Raw genomic sequence first — 14,630 nt, forward strand, 5'->3', positions numbered from 1 at the left:
CCGATCGGCTGATGCGGGTTCGAGCGCGACGGCCGATGCCGCGCACCGGGTCCGGCCGGGACGCTGGTGCCATGTCCGACACTCCTGTCATCGAAGTCACCGACCTGCGCAAGTCCTACGGCGGCCGCACGGTCGTCGACGGCGTCTCGTTCACGGTCCGGGAGGGCGAGATCTTCGGGATCCTCGGCCCGAACGGCGCCGGCAAGACCACCACCGTCGAGTGCGTCGAGGGCCTGCGCGTCCCCGACGCCGGGCGGGTCCGCGTCACCGGCCTCGACCCGGTCGCCGACCACGAGCAGGTCGCCCGCGTGCTCGGCGCCCAGCTCCAGCAGAGCGAGCTGCAGCCCAAGCTCACCGTCCGCGAGGCGCTCGAGCTGTACGCCGCCTTCTACGACCGCCCGCTCGACTGGCGGCCGCTCGCCGAGCGGCTCGGGCTGACGGAGCAGCTCACCACCCGCTTCGCCAAGCTCTCCGGCGGGCAGAAGCAGCGGCTGTTCATCGCGCTCGCCCTGGTCGGCAACCCCCGGGTCGTCGTCCTCGACGAGCTGACCACGGGCCTGGACCCGCGCTCGCGCCGCGACACCTGGCAGCTCATCGAGGACGTGCGCACGAGCGGGGTCACCGTCCTGCTGGTCACCCACTTCATGGAGGAGGCCCAGCGGCTGTGCGACCGCGTCGCGGTCATCGACCGGGGCCGCGTCGCCGCCCTCGACACCCCCGAGGGGCTCATCCGCCGCTCGGCGGGCGCCACCGTCATCAGCTTCACACCGTCAGCGCCGCTCGACGACAGCGCCCTGTCCGCGCTGCCCGCGCTCGCCCACGTCGAACACAAGGACGGCCGCGTCACGCTCTCCGGCACCGACGAGACCGTCAACGCCGTGATCACGCTCCTCGCCCGCCACCACATCACCGCCCACCAGCTGCGCGTCACCGACGCCACGCTCGACGACGCGTTCCTGGACCTGACGGAGGCCGCCCGATGAACGCCCTGAACCCCGCCGTGCTGCGCACCGAGATCCGGCTGTTCCGCCGCGAACCCGCAGCGCTGTTCTGGATCCTGCTCTTCCCGGCCCTGCTGCTGGTGATCCTCGGCTCCATCCCGTCCTTCCGGCACCCCGACGCCTCCCTCGGCGGCCTGCGCACGGTCGACGTCTATGTGCCGGTGGCGGTGCTGCTCGGCCTGATCGTCGGCGGTGTGCAGAGCCTGCCGCAGACCGTCACCGGTTACCGCGAACGCGGCATCCTGCGCCGCATGTCCGCCACGCCCGTGCGTCCGGCGGCCCTCCTCGCCGCCCACATGCTGGTGTACGGCGGTGCCGCGCTGCTCTCCGCGCTGCTCGCGCTCGCCGTCGGCCGGATCGCCTTCGACGTGACCCTGCCCCGGCAGGCCGCCGGATACCTGCTCGCGCTGCTGCTGGCGACGGCGGCCGGCCTCGCGCTGGGCGCGGTGGTCACCGCGCTGTCCCGCACCACGAAGATCGCGAGCGCCATCGGCTCGGCGGTGTTCTTCCCGATGATGTTCTGCGCGGGCGTGTGGGTGCCGGTGCAGGCCATGCCGGACCTCCTCGCCCGGATCGTCGGCTGGACCCCGTTCGGCGCCGCCGCGCAGGCCCTGAACCAGGCCGCCGCCGGCCACTGGCCGGGCTGGGGACACCTCGGGGTGCTCACCGCCTGGGCGGTGCTGCTGACGGGAGCGGCCGTGCGCTGGTTCCGCTGGGAGTAGGCGAGTACATGCGCAAGGGAGAAGGCGGGCGTATGCAGACTGGGGGCATGGCCACCAAGGACACGCAGCTCGAACAGCGGTGGGACCAGTTCCACCGCTGGGGCCCGTACGGGATGCTCGGCATCGCCACGCTCATCGCGGTGGCCACCCAGGACATCATGGCCGGGCCGGGCCGGCGCCAGGCGGCCGCCGTGCTCGTCGGCGCGGCGCTGGTGCTGCACCTGTACTGGGACCTGCGCCCGCCCAGCCCCGCCACCGGAACCGGCCGCCGCCGCAGGACCCCCTCACGCGCGGGCGCGGTGTTCTACGCGGTGCGCTGGGCGATCGCCTTCGCACTCACCTGGCTCAACCCCTTCTTCGCCCTGTACGCCGTCACCGGCTACTTCGACGCCGACGAGCTGATCCCCGGACGGCGCCGGCACCGCATCGGCCTGTTCGCCACGTCCGTCACCCTGGCCGGCTCGCAGTCCGGCGGGATGCCCCTGAAGAACGCCTCGCAGTGGGGCGTGTTCTTCGGGATGCTGGTGGTCAACAACGTGCTGTGGATGGTCGTCGGCCACCTCACCCACCAGGAGGAGGAACGCTCCCGGGCCCGCGCCGACACCATCGTCGAACTGGAACGCACCAACACCGCGCTCCAGCAGGCCCTCGACGAGAACGCCGCCCTGCACGCCCAGCTGCTCGTCCAGGCCCGCGAGGCCGGCGTCGCCGACGAGCGCCGCCGGCTGGCCGCCGAGATCCACGACACCCTCGCCCAGGGACTGACCGGCATCATCGCCCAGCTCCAGGTCGTCGTGAACACCCCCGACGCGGACCTGGCCCGCGACCACACGGTCCGCGCGATGGACCTGGCCCGGCACAGCCTGGGCGAGGCCCGCCGCTCCGTGCACAACCTCGCCCCGGCCGCCCTGGACCGCGACGAACTGCCCGAGGCGCTGAAGAAGACGGTCGCCGCCTGGGGCGAACGCACCGGAGTGCGCGCCGACTTCACCGTCACCGGCACCGCGGAGCAACTGCACGCCGAGGTCTCCGCCACGCTGCTGCGCATCGCCGAGGAGGCCCTGGCCAACACCGCCCGGCACGCGGACGCGACCCGCGCCGGGGTCACCCTGTCCTTCATGGGCGACGAGGTCGTCCTCGACATCCGCGACGACGGCCGCGGCTTCGACCCGCGCGCCCTGCCCGAGCGCAGCGCCACCGGCGGCTTCGGGCTCGGCGGCATGCGCGCCCGCGCCGAGCGCATCGCCGGCTCCCTCACCGTCGAGACCGAACCGGGGTACGGAACGGCCCTGTCGGCTCGCGTACCGTTGGTGCGCCATGAGCGATGAGACGTCCATTTCCCTGCTGATCGTCGACGACCACCCCGTGGTCCGGGACGGACTGCGCGGCATGTTCGCCGCCGCCCCCGGTTTCACCGTCCTCGGGGAGGCCGCGAACGGGGTGCAGGCCGTCGAACGGGCCGCCGCCCTCGACCCGGACGTGATCCTCATGGACCTGCGGATGCCGGGCGGCGGCGGCGTCGACGCCATCCGGGAGCTGACCCGGCGCGGCGCCCGCGCCCGGGTGCTGGTGCTGACGACGTACGACACCGACTCCGACACGCTGCCCGCGATCGAGGCGGGCGCGACGGGCTATCTGCTCAAGGACGCGCCCCGCGAGGAGCTGTTCACCGCGGTGCGGGCCGCCGCCGAGGGCCGCACCGTGCTCTCCCCGGCCGTGGCCTCCCGCCTGGTCTCGGCGGTCCGCGCGCCCAGAACCCCGGGCAACGAGCCGCTGTCCGCGCGCGAACGGGAGGTGCTGGCACTGGTCGCCAAGGGCACCTCCAACAAGGAGATCGCCCGCGAGCTGTTCATCAGCGAGGCCACGGTGAAAACCCACCTCACCCACCTGTACGCCAAGCTCGGCGTCAACGACCGCGCGGCAGCGGTGGCGGCGGCCTACGACCGGGGGATCCTCGGTCAGCCGGGGTAGGGCAGCAGGGTCGCGTTCACCTTCTCCCAGGCCGCCTTCAGCTCGGTGAGCAGCTGCGGCCGGTCCGGGGCCAGGTCGGCCTGTTCGCGGGCGTCGGCCGAGAGGTCGAAGAGATGGTCCTTGCCGTCGGCGTCCCGGTAGTACTTGAAGTCGCCCCGTCTGAGTGCCCGGTTGCCGCGCACCCGCCAGAACAGGTCTCGTTCCGGCACGCGTTCGCCGCGCAGCAGATAACCGGCCAGGCTGTGGCCGTCCAGCGGGTACGCCGGGTCGGGGCGGGCGCCGGCCAGCTCCAGCAGGGTCGCCGTCCAGTCCGGCGTGTACACCGGGACGTGGCTGACCTGCCGGCCGTCGACGCGGGCCGGCCAGCGCAGGATCGTCGGCACCCGGATGCCGCCCTCCAGCAGCGAGGCCTTCTCCCCGCTGAGCGGCCACTGGTAGGAGAAGCGCTCACCGCCGTTGTCGGAGGAGAACACCACGATCGTGTTCTCCTCCTGCCCGGAGCGGCGCAGCGCGGCCAGCACCCGGCCGACGGCCCGGTCCAGGCTCTGCACCATCTCCGTGTACTTCTCCACCGAGCCGCCGTCGTCGTGCCGCAGCGCGCCGAGCACGTTCCCGCCGCGGATCTTCGCCGCGATCCCGGCGGCGGTCTCCTCGTCGTCCTCGGTGAGCCACGGCCAGTGGGGGGTGGTGAAGTTGAGGTTCAACAGCCACGGCTGCTCGTGCCGCCGGCCGACGTACTCCACCGCCCGCTCGGTCAGTACGGTCGTGTAGTACCGCAGGTCCTTGTACTCGGCGTCGCCCTCGTACAGGTCGTAGTCGCCGAGCTGGCCCAGCTTGGAGAAGTACTCCAGCGCGCCGCCGAAGTTGCCGAAGAACTCGTCCCAGCCGGACTTGGTGGGGCTGAAGTCGGGGAGCCAGCCGCAGTGCCACTTGCCGATCAGCGCGGTGGCGTAACCCGCCCTCTTCAGCAGCGAGGCGAGCGTCGGATGGCTGGGATCCAGACCCTGGGTGCGATCGGCGATGGGCTCGGCGAGGCCGCCCTTGGTACGGCCCGGGAAACGGCCGGTGTAGAGGCTGAAGCGGGTGGGGGAGCAGGTCGCCGAGCCGGAGTAGGCGTCGGTGAAGCGCACCCCCTGCGCGGCGAGCCGGTCCAGGTTCGGCGTCTTGATGTGCGGGGCGCCGTAGGAGGACAGGTCGGCCCAGCCGAGGTCGTCGGCGAAGACGAAGAGGATGTTGGGGCGTTTGCCGGGGCGGCCGTTCGTACGGGCCCGGAAGGGGTGCTCGGCGGGGGGAGCGGCCTCGGCGGTGGCGGCCGTAGCCGTGACGGCCGTACCGGCGACGGCCGTCGCGGCGCCGCCGCCGACCAGGCCGGTGAAGGCACGACGGGATATTCCAGACATAAGGGGTCCTCGGAGGTGGCCATGCTCCCGGGGCGGGCACGGCGAGGGAGGGAAGAAGGAGGGAGAGGAGGCCGAGCCTCAGCTACAGATCGCGCTGGCCTGACGGCACAGGTCGACATGACGCCGCGCCACGAGCGCGACGCACATCCCTGTGCGGACAGCGGAGAGCCTCATGATCACGCACGCTGCCAGGGCTGCCGGCGGGCGTCAATACGGGGTCCCGTGCGGCGGAGGTGGTTTCACACGCTGTTCATGCGGCGCTCCGCAAGGGCCGGCGGCGGCTCTGAACCGCCGGATCGGCGGCGGGGGCATCGATCGGCCGCCGCCGGTGCACGAGGTCGCACGAGCCGGGAGTGGTGCTGACCGTGCCGCGAACGGCTTCCTGGCAGGGGCGTCGGACAGGCGTGTGGTGATCGGACACTAGGCTCGCGGCCATGACCACTCTGATGACGTATGCCGGGCCTGTCGATGATCGGGCCCTGGTGATGCGCACGGGCGGAATCCCCTTGGTGCCCGCCACCTTCACGTGGCCGCTGTGCGCCACCTGCTCCGGATCGATGACGTTTCTTGCCCAGTTGCCGGTCGACGGCCCCGGCGCTCGGGCTTCGGGTTCCGTCGCGGACGCACAGCACATCCTGTCCGTCTTCATGTGCCAGAACGATCCAGGGGCCTGTGAGGAGTGGGATCCCTTCGCCGGTGGCAACCGGGCGCTCCTCTTCCCGGGATCCGGTCTCGCAGCCGCCGCCGTGCCGACGGAGGGCGAGGCCCTCTGCCCCGAGACCTCTGGTATCGACTGCGCAGCGGTGAACGAGGACGACTATCACGCGGCGCGGAACCGTTGGTCCGAGGCTCACGGCCGGCCTGTGCAGGATGTCCTCGGGCAGTTGGCCGGGTCTCCGTCGTGGCTGCAGGCCGACGAGACTCCCGCGTGTCCGTCGTGTGCCCGCCCCATGGCGTTTGCGGCTCAGCTGGAAGAAGGACACGACCATCGGACATCGATGAACTTCGGCGGAGGCGGCCGAGGGTACGCCTTCGCCTGCTCGTCCTGTGGGGAAGGCTCCTTCCTCTGGCAGTGCTGATCGTCTTCAACACCCGCGCAGCAGACAGCCGGAGACCTCATCAACGAGGTCTCCGGCTGTCGCAGGGGAACTACGGGTGGCCACCGTCCAGGTCTCCGGCCGCCGGGAAGCACCGGCAGACCCGTGGCCCGTCCGGCGCATCCGCGGCACAGCGGATGCGCTCGACGACCGAGGGGTCGAACCGCAACTGCGATCCGTCCGACACCCTTGCGATCGCGTTCGCGATTCCGCCCCGGTAACGCATGGCAGCGGCTGATTCAGTGAGCACCATGTTGTCGGCGTCGTAATTCCCGCCGAAAACGAAGGGCACTCTCGGAATCAGTCGGTGGCCGATCGGAATTTCTCCGTGCCGGCTCTGCCATTCGTGAGCCACTGGGTAGCCGGTCAGATACCCGTAGTCATCGAGCACCTGCTCCGTCCACTCCGGGAGCGACGAGGCCGACTCCGTGAGCCGGGCCGTTTCCGGGTCGAACGAGTAGATGCGCGTACCGTCCGTTCCGAACTGGCCTCCGAAAATGTCCTCGGCGAAGAAGACCAGACTCGGCCCGAGCGCCCCGTAGGCATCTATCCACCGGTTCCTCTCGTTCCACGAACGGAGCGAGTACTCGCTCCGCATGCGCTCGGCCGAGGCGAACACATGCAGAGCGGACTCGAAGGCGTAGAAGCCGTTGCGCTCACTGAGCATCCGCAACAGGTCGCCGCCGATGGACCCGAGGCCCGACATGTCCTCCGGTCTGGGCTCGTCGCCCGAGCGGGCCGGGCTCGCGATGTCCAGCAAGCGATCCACTACGGATTCCCCAGGATGTAGTCGAGACTGACGATGCGAATCAATACCCTTCCGCCGTCGGGGATGTCAACCAACTGGTTCTTCATTGAAGAGCCTGCGCCTCTGTTGTCTCCCGACCCGATGTACTTGACGTGCGCGCCCTGGCCTTCCTTGAACATCGCCGGCGGGAACTCGTCCCGGTCCTGTTTTGGCCGGGTGGGAATTCCCCGGAGGTTGTCCGCACGGCGGTCGCCGGCGCCGGGTCGGTCCAGGGTGACCATCATGCCGTCGCCGCCCTGTTCAGCAGCGTGAATGGCGCTGTCCGGGTGCTGGATGGCGTCGATCTCCCAGACCGCCGGGCGAGGACTCGAGCAGGAACAGGCGGCACCGGAGGCGTCGAATCCCCCGCCGCAGTTGTGCACGAGGAGCGCCGCCGTGCCCGCGAGCACGTAGTACGTGTGGGCATCGGACACCGTCAGGTTACTGACGGAGGCGTCCTTGACCGTCCACCGTTCGACGGCGGTGATACGGACGTGTCCGCCTGCGCTGGTCTGCAGCAGCTCACCGGCCTTCAGGTCTGTTGCATCGATCCACCTGCCGAGTTCGGGGACCCAGAACGGGTGGCCTTCGGTCGCGGTGACCTGGGCCGTCCTGGTGCCCTTCGTGCCGTCGACGTCGATCGTGACCTTGACCAGGTGCTTCAGGCCGTGACCCAGGATCGCGGCCGTGACCGTCTCGATGCGGGTCTCGCCGGTCCTCGGGTCCCTGGCCACGACCTTGTCACCGGCCTTGACCTGCTCGATCGGCTTCGTGGTGCCGTCGGCCATGAGGACCTTGGTGCCGGGCACGAAGCTGTTGTTGATCGGGCAGGAGCCACCACCGCCACCGCCGCCGTCGGCCTTGCCGGAGCCGCCGCTGCCGCTGGTTCCGCCGTTGCTCTTGGCGGAGCCGCCGGACTTGCCGCCGGGCTTGGAGCCGCCGCCTCCGCCGCCCTTGCCGCCGCCCCCGCTGTGGGACGACACCTTCGGGGCTGCCTTGGCCTGGGCCGCCTTGTGGCGGGGGTTACCTGTCTTCCTGGCGGCTGCCGCCGCCTTGTCGGCTGTTCGTTTGGCTGCTTCGGCCGCCTTCTTCTTGGCTCGTTGCGCTGCCAGCTTCTTCGCTCGCTCGATCGCCAGCTTCTTGGCCCGTAGCGCCGCCGCCTCGGCGGCCTTGGCCGCCTTGAGGACGAGTTCGGCTGCCTTCTTGGCGACCTTGAAGGATTCGACGGCCTTGATGGTGCGCTTGACGGCCTTGATGACGGACGGGATCTTGCCGAGCTTGGTCCACGGGATGGCGTCGACCGCGATGCTGATGCAGGACCACATGTCGCCGCCGAAGCACGCCATGGCGTCGTTGATGCCGATGAAGTCCTTCAGGGTCTCCCATGCCACGGCCAGGATGACCGAGGTGAGGGACTTGCCCTGCATCGCCTGCGCCTGCGCGACCTGCGCCGCGGACAGGCCCGCGCCCGCGAGGGCCGCGGCCCGCTCGGAGGCGGTCAGCACGATGGACTCGCCAGTGGGGTCGGAGAACGTGACCGGGTTGTTGTTCGCGTAGGCGTACCCGTTGGACTGCAGGACGTCGTTGAGGTCCAGCACCGGGTCGGCGGACAGGAAGCGTCCGACCACCGGGTCGTACAGACGGGCGCCGAGCGACACGAAGCCGGAGGCGTTGTCGTCGGTGGCGCCGAGGAACCCGGTGTGCGACTGCCGGTTGACGCCGGCCGTGTCCGCGCCGCGCTGGTTGCCGAACGGGTCCTGCTTGCGGATCCGCACCGACATGCCGCCGTCGAGCGCCACCTCGGCGTACGGGCTGCCCTGATGGTCGCCCGTGATGGCGACCAGCTTGTCTCCGCCGGTGCCGTAGGCGTAGCGCATGACGGCGCCGCCGGGCGCGGAGTAGGTCCGCTGCGTCTGGACCAGGACGCCGCCGCGCTGGACGGTGACCTCGGCATCGTCGAGGCTCAGCGTGGCCTGCTTGCCCTTGATGGTGAGCAGCGCCGAGCCGTCGGGGCCGTAGATGTAACGGGTGTCGTTCTGCGGCGCCCACAGCTGCTCGGCCTTCGTGCCGTCGCAGGTGGCGAGCACGATGGGGGTCGAGTTCGCCGAGTTGGCACCCTGGACCGCCAGGCACAGGCCCGACGCCACATGCGTGAGCTGACCGGAGGCGTTGCGCTTGAGCTCCTGGCCGGCCGTGCCGTCGCACTTCTGGAGCTGCACGGCGGACCCGGCGGTGTTGCCGGCGGGCTGGACGCACCACTTGTCGTAGACGTTCAGCGTGCCCTGGTCGGGGTTGGTCCCGCCCGGGGTCTGGCTGAAGCGCCAGTTCTGCGCCGGGGAGGCGTTGCAGCCGTACAGCTGGATCGCCGTACCGGCCACGGCCAGGCCGCTCCTGAGGTCCAGGCACTTGTCGGCGAGACCCACATACGGGGTCTTGCCGCCCGCGCCCGCGCCCTTGATCTGGTCGATCTTGCCGTCGTACGTCCAGGTCAGGTCCTGCTTGTCACCGTTCTGGACGGACGTGACCGTCTTGGTCTCACCGGTGAGCTCGTACAGACGCTGCACTTCGGCCTTGACCTGCGCACCCTGCGGGGTGGTGTAGGTCTTGGACACCTTGGTCAGCGTGTGCGGCTGGGTGCCGTCGGCCTTGCCATAGGCGTAGGTGCTGGTGGCGTCCTTGGCGGTGTTGCCGGTGAGGTCCTTCTCGGTCAGCTTGGTGCGATTGCCGAGCAGGTCGTACTCGTACTCCTGCCAGTAACCGGAGTTGTCCTTGCCGGCCGCCACGTTCAGCAAGCCGTCGGTGTTCTTCGGAGCCGTGCAGGTGGACTGGTCCTTGGAGGTCCAGGCCGTCTTCAGCTCGCCCAGCGGGTCGTAGGCGAAGCACTGCCGCTCGTCGATACCGGTCGCCGACTCCTGGATGGAGGTGACGTTGCCGGACGGGTCATAGGTGTACGACCGCTTGGAGACGAGGTTGCCGGGCACCACGGACTGGTCACCGGTCTGCTCGCGGTAGACCTGCTGGTCCTTGAGCTCACCGCTGGACTCGTCGTACGTCGACTGCGTCCACACCCGGTAGGGCTGGGCGCCGAGCGTCGAGCGCAGCACCTGGCCGTAGGGGTCGTAGACCGTCTCCGAGCCGTACCAGTCCTTGCCGGAGATGGAGAGTGGCTTGCCGTCCTCGTTGTAGCGGACGACCATCTTCTCGCTGTCGAACTTGCCGATCTTCGGCAGCGTGGACTCCTCGAGCATGCCGTTGTCGGCGTACTTGTAGGAGTAGGTGTAGGCGGAGTCCAGGCCCCAGGTCGAGGCCAGGGTGGTGGGAAGGGTCAGCGTGGTCGAGGTCGGCTGGTAGTCCTTCGTGTAGCCGTTGACCTGCTGTGTGTAGGCCTCACCGTCGGTGTAGCGGGTGGCGGTGTAGGGCATGCCCTTGCCGCCCGGCGCCAGGTCGTAGGTGAAGTTGGCCAGGAGGGTGCCGGTTGAGTTGTTGAGTCGCTGCTCGGTCGGACGAGACAGTTGGTCGTAGCCGTTCCAGACCGTGCCGCGGGCGTTGGTCGTTGTCAGCGGCCGGTCATGGCTGTCGTACGTCGTGCGCGTCGTGCCCGTGTCCGGGTCCGTCGCGGACTCCATGCGACCGCGGTGGTCGTACGTCCACGTCCAGGGGTGGGTGGAGTCGGCGGAGTTGGTCGCCTTCACCAGCTGACCGCGAGCGTCGTAGTCGTACTTCATCGACGTGAAGCCGCTGGGCGCAGCCGGGTTGAAGGTGTCCACCCGCTGGCTGCGGCCGAGGGCGTCGGTGTACACCCGGTAGGACGAGACACCCTGGGGATTGTCCACCTTGGACCAGTCCAGGCCGTACTCGTAACGGATGGCCCGCTCCGGGACCTCCTTCGAGGAGGCCTCGCCCGTCAGCGGGTCGGCGACCTTGAGGACGGGTGTCTCCTGGAGTACGCGGCCGGAGCCGTCGTAGGTGTAGCGGGTGATGTTCGGGACCTGCGTGTCGGCCTCCGGGGAGAAGAGTTCGCCCGGCGTGGAGTCGTAGGTCAGGTAGGCGTTGTTGGTCTGCCAGACCTCACCGGAGCTGTTGTACAGCGTGTCGGTGATCAGCCAGCCGCCGCCGTCCGCCTGCTCCTGCTGCTGCCGCTCGCGACCGAGACCGTCGTAAACGGTGACGGAGGTGTCGATCTTGTTGTTGTAGCCGCGCGAGTAGGTGGTGACGTAGGACGGCTTGCGGTCCTCGCCCTCCTTGTACTCGGGGACGGTGTACACGGCGCGGAAGTCCGGCACCGCCGTGTCGGAGGGGGCGCGGTCCGCGGCCCAGGCCTTTTCGAGCCGGCCCAGCGGGTCGAACTCGGCCTGCGTGACATGGCCGTTGGCGTCCGTGGTCTTCGTCGTGGTGCCACGACCCGGTTCGACTTCACGGACCTCGGACTGACCCACGGCGTTGGTGTCAGTGACCTTGAAGACCTGGCCGGTGGCCGGCTCGTAGGTCATGAGGGCCGAGGTCTTGTGGTCGGTGTCCGTCGTGCGCGTCACACGGCCGATGGCGTCGAACTCCGTCGTGCCGTCCGACTGCCAGCCGGTGCCGTCACCGTTGATCGACCAGGACTCGGACGCCTCACCCTTGGTGGTGTCGGCGAGCGCGACCCCGTAGCCCTGGCCGTCGTACGCCGTCCGGGTGCCACCGCTCAGCGTGGACAGGTCCGAGAAGTTGGCGGCGGCGCACGTCGTGGGCGACACCAGCACCTGCTTGGACAGGCCGATCAGGTTCTTCGCCGTGTTGTGGATGTACTCGGACTTGGTGCAGGACTCGTCGCCGGTCTTGCCGGTGTCACCCAGCGATTCCACCTGGATGGGCAGGCCGTAGGTGGGCTCGTAGGTGGTGTGGGTCTTGACGATGCGCTCGGTGCGGGTGTCGTCGCTGTTGCTGCCGGAGGACTTGGTGTAGGCGATCTCGTCCGGCTCGGTGACGCGCCAGGCGCGTAGCGGGTCGAGGCCGTCGTCGCGGTCGCGGTGGGCCAGCTCGGTGGCCTCGGGGACGGTGATCGAGCGGGACACCCAGGCGGTGTCCGCGTCGTCGGCGTTGTCGTAGTCCAGTTCTTCGGCGATGCGGCCGGCGAACGCGTCGCGGTCCTTGGCGATCTCCGCGCCGGTGATGTCCTTCACGGACACGGTGTCACCCATGCCCCGGAAGAAGCGGGTGACGGCCTTCGAGCGCTTGGAGCCGATGGAGGCGTCGTCGGTGCCCGTGATGACGGTGGTCTGCTCGACGCCCGCGAACGTTGAGTACGTCCGCGTGGACTTCTTCGTGAACTCCTGGTCGGCGAGCTTCCAGCCCGGGTTCTTGTACAGATAGGCCGTCTTCGTGGCGAACGCGCCGTCGACGTTGGGGAGTTCCTCGATGGAGTCCACGACGTACTTGTGGAACCAGTCGATGTCCTCGACCTCGGGGTCCGGCGCCCAGAACGACGGGTAACACAGCCGGGTGTTCGCCTTCAGGGCGGCGGTGTCCTTCTTGTCCGGCAGATTCGTGCCGGTCGCGCAGTCACCCTCGGGCTTCTTGTACGTCACGACGGTCTCGCCGCCGTACTCGTTGATGACCCGGCCGATCCGCAGCCGCGAGAAACCGGGCCGCGCGTCGTTGGGCCGCATCACCCGGTTCGGCATGTCCTCCGCGTTGGACTCGAAACGCACCGCGTTCATGGTGACGCTTTTGTCCGTGCTGCCGTTGCGGGCATAGCCGGTGCGCTGCACCGACTCCAGCCACAGGGCCGTGTTCGGGCCGGTCTTCAGGACGGGGAAGCTCTGCTTGAGAGCGTAGCGGTCCACGACCTGGCGGGCGGTGGTGTCGGTGCGGCGCTGCGCGGAGGTCTGGATCTGGGTGAGCCGCTTACGGCTCCAGAAGGAAGGGCCCGCGTTCCAGCACTTCGTCTTGTAGGTGGAGGTGACCGGTTTGCAGTTCAGGTCGGCGGGGGTGTCGTACCAGATGCGGTACTTGCCCGGGTCCTTGTCCTCGAAGTTCGCGTCCGAACACGTCAGCGTGCCCTCGTCGAGACAGCGCTCGGCGACGGTGAAGTTCACCCGCGCCGGAGCCGTCGCCGAGAACAGGGTGTCCTTGCGCTGGCCGTAGTCGATGTGGTCGAGCCAGCCGTCACGGTCGTAGACGACCGGCGCCTTGAAGTCGAAGTTGCGCGCGTAGTAGTTCTGCGCCTTCTTCCACCACAGGGACATCGCGTTGCCGTGGATGTCCTCGACGTAGTCGAGGTTCCAGCGCCAGCCCTGGGTGCACCACGAATGGGCCCAGTCACCGGCCTTGTAGCAGTCCTCACCCTCGTGGTTGCCGTAGACGGGAACGTTGAGGACCGAGTCGGTCGTCGCCTGGCCCGACGTCCAGCCCGGGAGCTTGTTCAGGCCGAAGTAGTAGCGGGTGCCGTCCTTGGTGGTGACAACCCAGTACTCGCCGTTGCGGGCACCGTTGCCGTTACCCGTGTCGGTGAGGCGCTCGATCTTCGAGCCGTCACCGTTGGCGGTGAACCACTTGCCCTGGGTCTTGTCCCAGACCAGCTCCGTCGTCATCCCGCCCAGCGACAGCGTCGCGTTGTCCGAACCCCAGCACAGGTCCGCGGTGCGGTGCGTCTTGTTGTTGGACCCGTCCTTCTTGGAGTCCTCACGGCAGTTCGCATACGTCCGCGTGATCGAACCCGGGTTGTAGTCCCAGCCGTCACCCACCCACGAGGCCTGGTTGTTCGTCGCCGACGTACGCCCGTCCACCGACTGCGACGAGTAGCCGAGAGAGATCTTCGGCATCAGACCACCGGCGGTCTCCGGCACCTGCACGTCATAGGAGTACGTGAAGGCTCCGGAAGACGAACCCGCGGCCCAGGAGCCGGAGGACAACAGGGGGCTCGCCGTGAAGTCACCGCTGGCCGAAGCGCCGGTGTCCATCGCACCGATCACCTGCGGACCCGAAGCGTCCACGACCGGCAGCACGTCACCGCTGCGGTAGGCAGCGGTACGCGCTCCGGAGGGCGTGACACCGGCGTTGCCGCCCAGCAGATCCCCCACCGGCACCGAACCGGTCAGGATCTTCCGCTGGGACGCCTTCTTCGCAGCCTTCGTCTTCGTCGGCGCCTTGTCCGCCGCGACGACCTTCACCGACGAACGCAACCGCTCCGGCTGCTTGTCCGTCTTGCCCGACATCGTGGTCGTACCCGCGTCCGTGGCACAGTCACCGGTGTCCGGGGCGTCCATCACACAGTTCGGCAGCAGCACCAGACCGAAACGGTCCGCCGCCTGAGGACCGTACAGGTCGGCGAAGCCGGTGGTGTCCACCGCGATGGAGACCTGCGCGGTCGGGTCGGCGTCCGCCGGCGGCGTGACCTTCATGATCATGCCGGAGACGTTCGCGTCCTGCGACGCGGTCGGCGCGGCCAGATCGACCTTCCAGTCACCGTCGATCGCCGCCGGATCGGTACCCGTCGGCACGCCCACCGCGATCGGCAGGTCGTCCACCGGAACCGTCGTGCCCGGCGTGGCGTCCGCCTTCAGCGTCGCCACACCACTGTCCGCCGCCCACGGCGTGACCGCCGTCGGAGCATACGGATCGACCGGCACCTCGGGCGCGGTCGTGAGGTTCTTCTCCGCTTCCTCGTCCGC

At 69.4% G+C, this 14,630-nt stretch carries 8 protein-coding genes and 1 pseudogene; 5 read left to right on the forward strand and 4 right to left on the reverse strand.

Translation table 11 applies throughout. From position 1 onward, the window contains the following. Window positions 1-71 precede the first annotated feature (71 nt). From AC0B9F_RS16110 to AC0B9F_RS16125, 4 genes are read left to right on the forward strand one after another with little or no spacing between them, the layout of a single operon-like run. Entirely contained in the window at window positions 72-983 is a 912-nt protein-coding gene (locus tag AC0B9F_RS16110; protein WP_472002937.1) for an ABC transporter ATP-binding protein, read from the forward strand. Window positions 984-988: 5 nt separating this feature from the next. Further along, window positions 989-1,723 carry an ABC transporter permease gene (locus tag AC0B9F_RS16115; RefSeq protein ID WP_472003001.1) on the forward strand — a complete coding sequence of 245 codons (735 nt, stop codon included), beginning with the start codon at window positions 989-991 and terminating at the stop codon, window positions 1,721-1,723. 47 nt (window positions 1,724-1,770) lie between these two features. After that, window positions 1,771-3,051, forward strand: coding sequence for a sensor histidine kinase (locus AC0B9F_RS16120; protein WP_472002939.1), 1,281 nt, complete (start codon window positions 1,771-1,773; stop codon window positions 3,049-3,051). Continuing rightward, on the forward strand, window positions 3,041-3,694 hold the full coding sequence (locus tag AC0B9F_RS16125) for a response regulator (protein ID WP_472002941.1): 654 nt from the start codon (window positions 3,041-3,043) through the stop codon (window positions 3,692-3,694). The genes AC0B9F_RS16120 and AC0B9F_RS16125 overlap by 11 nt, the downstream gene beginning before the upstream one ends. Here AC0B9F_RS16125 and AC0B9F_RS16130 read toward each other — a convergent pair. Next, window positions 3,682-5,094: a sulfatase family protein gene (locus AC0B9F_RS16130; RefSeq protein ID WP_472002943.1), complete on the reverse strand. Its 1,413-nt coding sequence runs from the start codon at window positions 5,092-5,094 to the stop codon at window positions 3,682-3,684. The genes AC0B9F_RS16125 and AC0B9F_RS16130 overlap by 13 nt on opposite strands. A 78-nt stretch (window positions 5,095-5,172) precedes the next feature. Continuing rightward, window positions 5,173-5,268 (reverse strand): putative leader peptide, encoded by a 96-nt coding sequence (locus AC0B9F_RS16135; protein WP_391657473.1) that lies wholly within the window; start codon window positions 5,266-5,268, stop codon window positions 5,173-5,175. Window positions 5,269-5,528: 260 nt separating this feature from the next. Here AC0B9F_RS16135 and AC0B9F_RS16140 point away from each other — a divergent pair, with 260 nt between their 5' ends. Then, window positions 5,529-6,173: a hypothetical protein gene (locus AC0B9F_RS16140; RefSeq protein ID WP_472002945.1), complete on the forward strand. Its 645-nt coding sequence runs from the start codon at window positions 5,529-5,531 to the stop codon at window positions 6,171-6,173. A 70-nt stretch (window positions 6,174-6,243) separates the two neighbouring features. Here the strand turns inward: AC0B9F_RS16140 and AC0B9F_RS16145 are convergent, their stop codons facing one another. Together AC0B9F_RS16145 and AC0B9F_RS16150 are read right to left on the reverse strand one after the other, a co-directional pair. Further along, window positions 6,244-6,960 carry a hypothetical protein gene (locus tag AC0B9F_RS16145; RefSeq protein WP_472002947.1) on the reverse strand — a complete coding sequence of 239 codons (717 nt, stop codon included), beginning with the start codon at window positions 6,958-6,960 and terminating at the stop codon, window positions 6,244-6,246. A gap of 383 nt (window positions 6,961-7,343) precedes the next feature. Beyond that, window positions 7,344-14,630 (reverse strand): annotated as a pseudogene (locus AC0B9F_RS16150) (ricin-type beta-trefoil lectin domain protein); the annotation flags it as partial.

Source organism: Streptomyces sp. NPDC097129, from assembly GCF_055668065.1.

What these genes read in the sequence shown, in the direction of transcription:
- AC0B9F_RS16110 (WP_472002937.1), top strand. Translation starts at nt 72, where the DNA reads ATGTCCGACACTCCTGTCATCGAAGTCACCGACCTGCGCAAGTCCTAC.
- AC0B9F_RS16120 (WP_472002939.1), top strand. Translation starts at nt 1,771, where the DNA reads ATGGCCACCAAGGACACGCAGCTCGAACAGCGGTGGGACCAGTTCCAC.
- AC0B9F_RS16125 (WP_472002941.1), top strand. Translation starts at nt 3,041, where the DNA reads ATGAGCGATGAGACGTCCATTTCCCTGCTGATCGTCGACGACCACCCC.
- AC0B9F_RS16130 (WP_472002943.1), bottom strand. Translation starts at nt 5,094, where the DNA reads ATGTCTGGAATATCCCGTCGTGCCTTCACCGGCCTGGTCGGCGGCGGC.
- AC0B9F_RS16135 (WP_391657473.1), bottom strand. Translation starts at nt 5,268, where the DNA reads ATGAGGCTCTCCGCTGTCCGCACAGGGATGTGCGTCGCGCTCGTGGCG.
- AC0B9F_RS16140 (WP_472002945.1), top strand. Translation starts at nt 5,529, where the DNA reads ATGACCACTCTGATGACGTATGCCGGGCCTGTCGATGATCGGGCCCTG.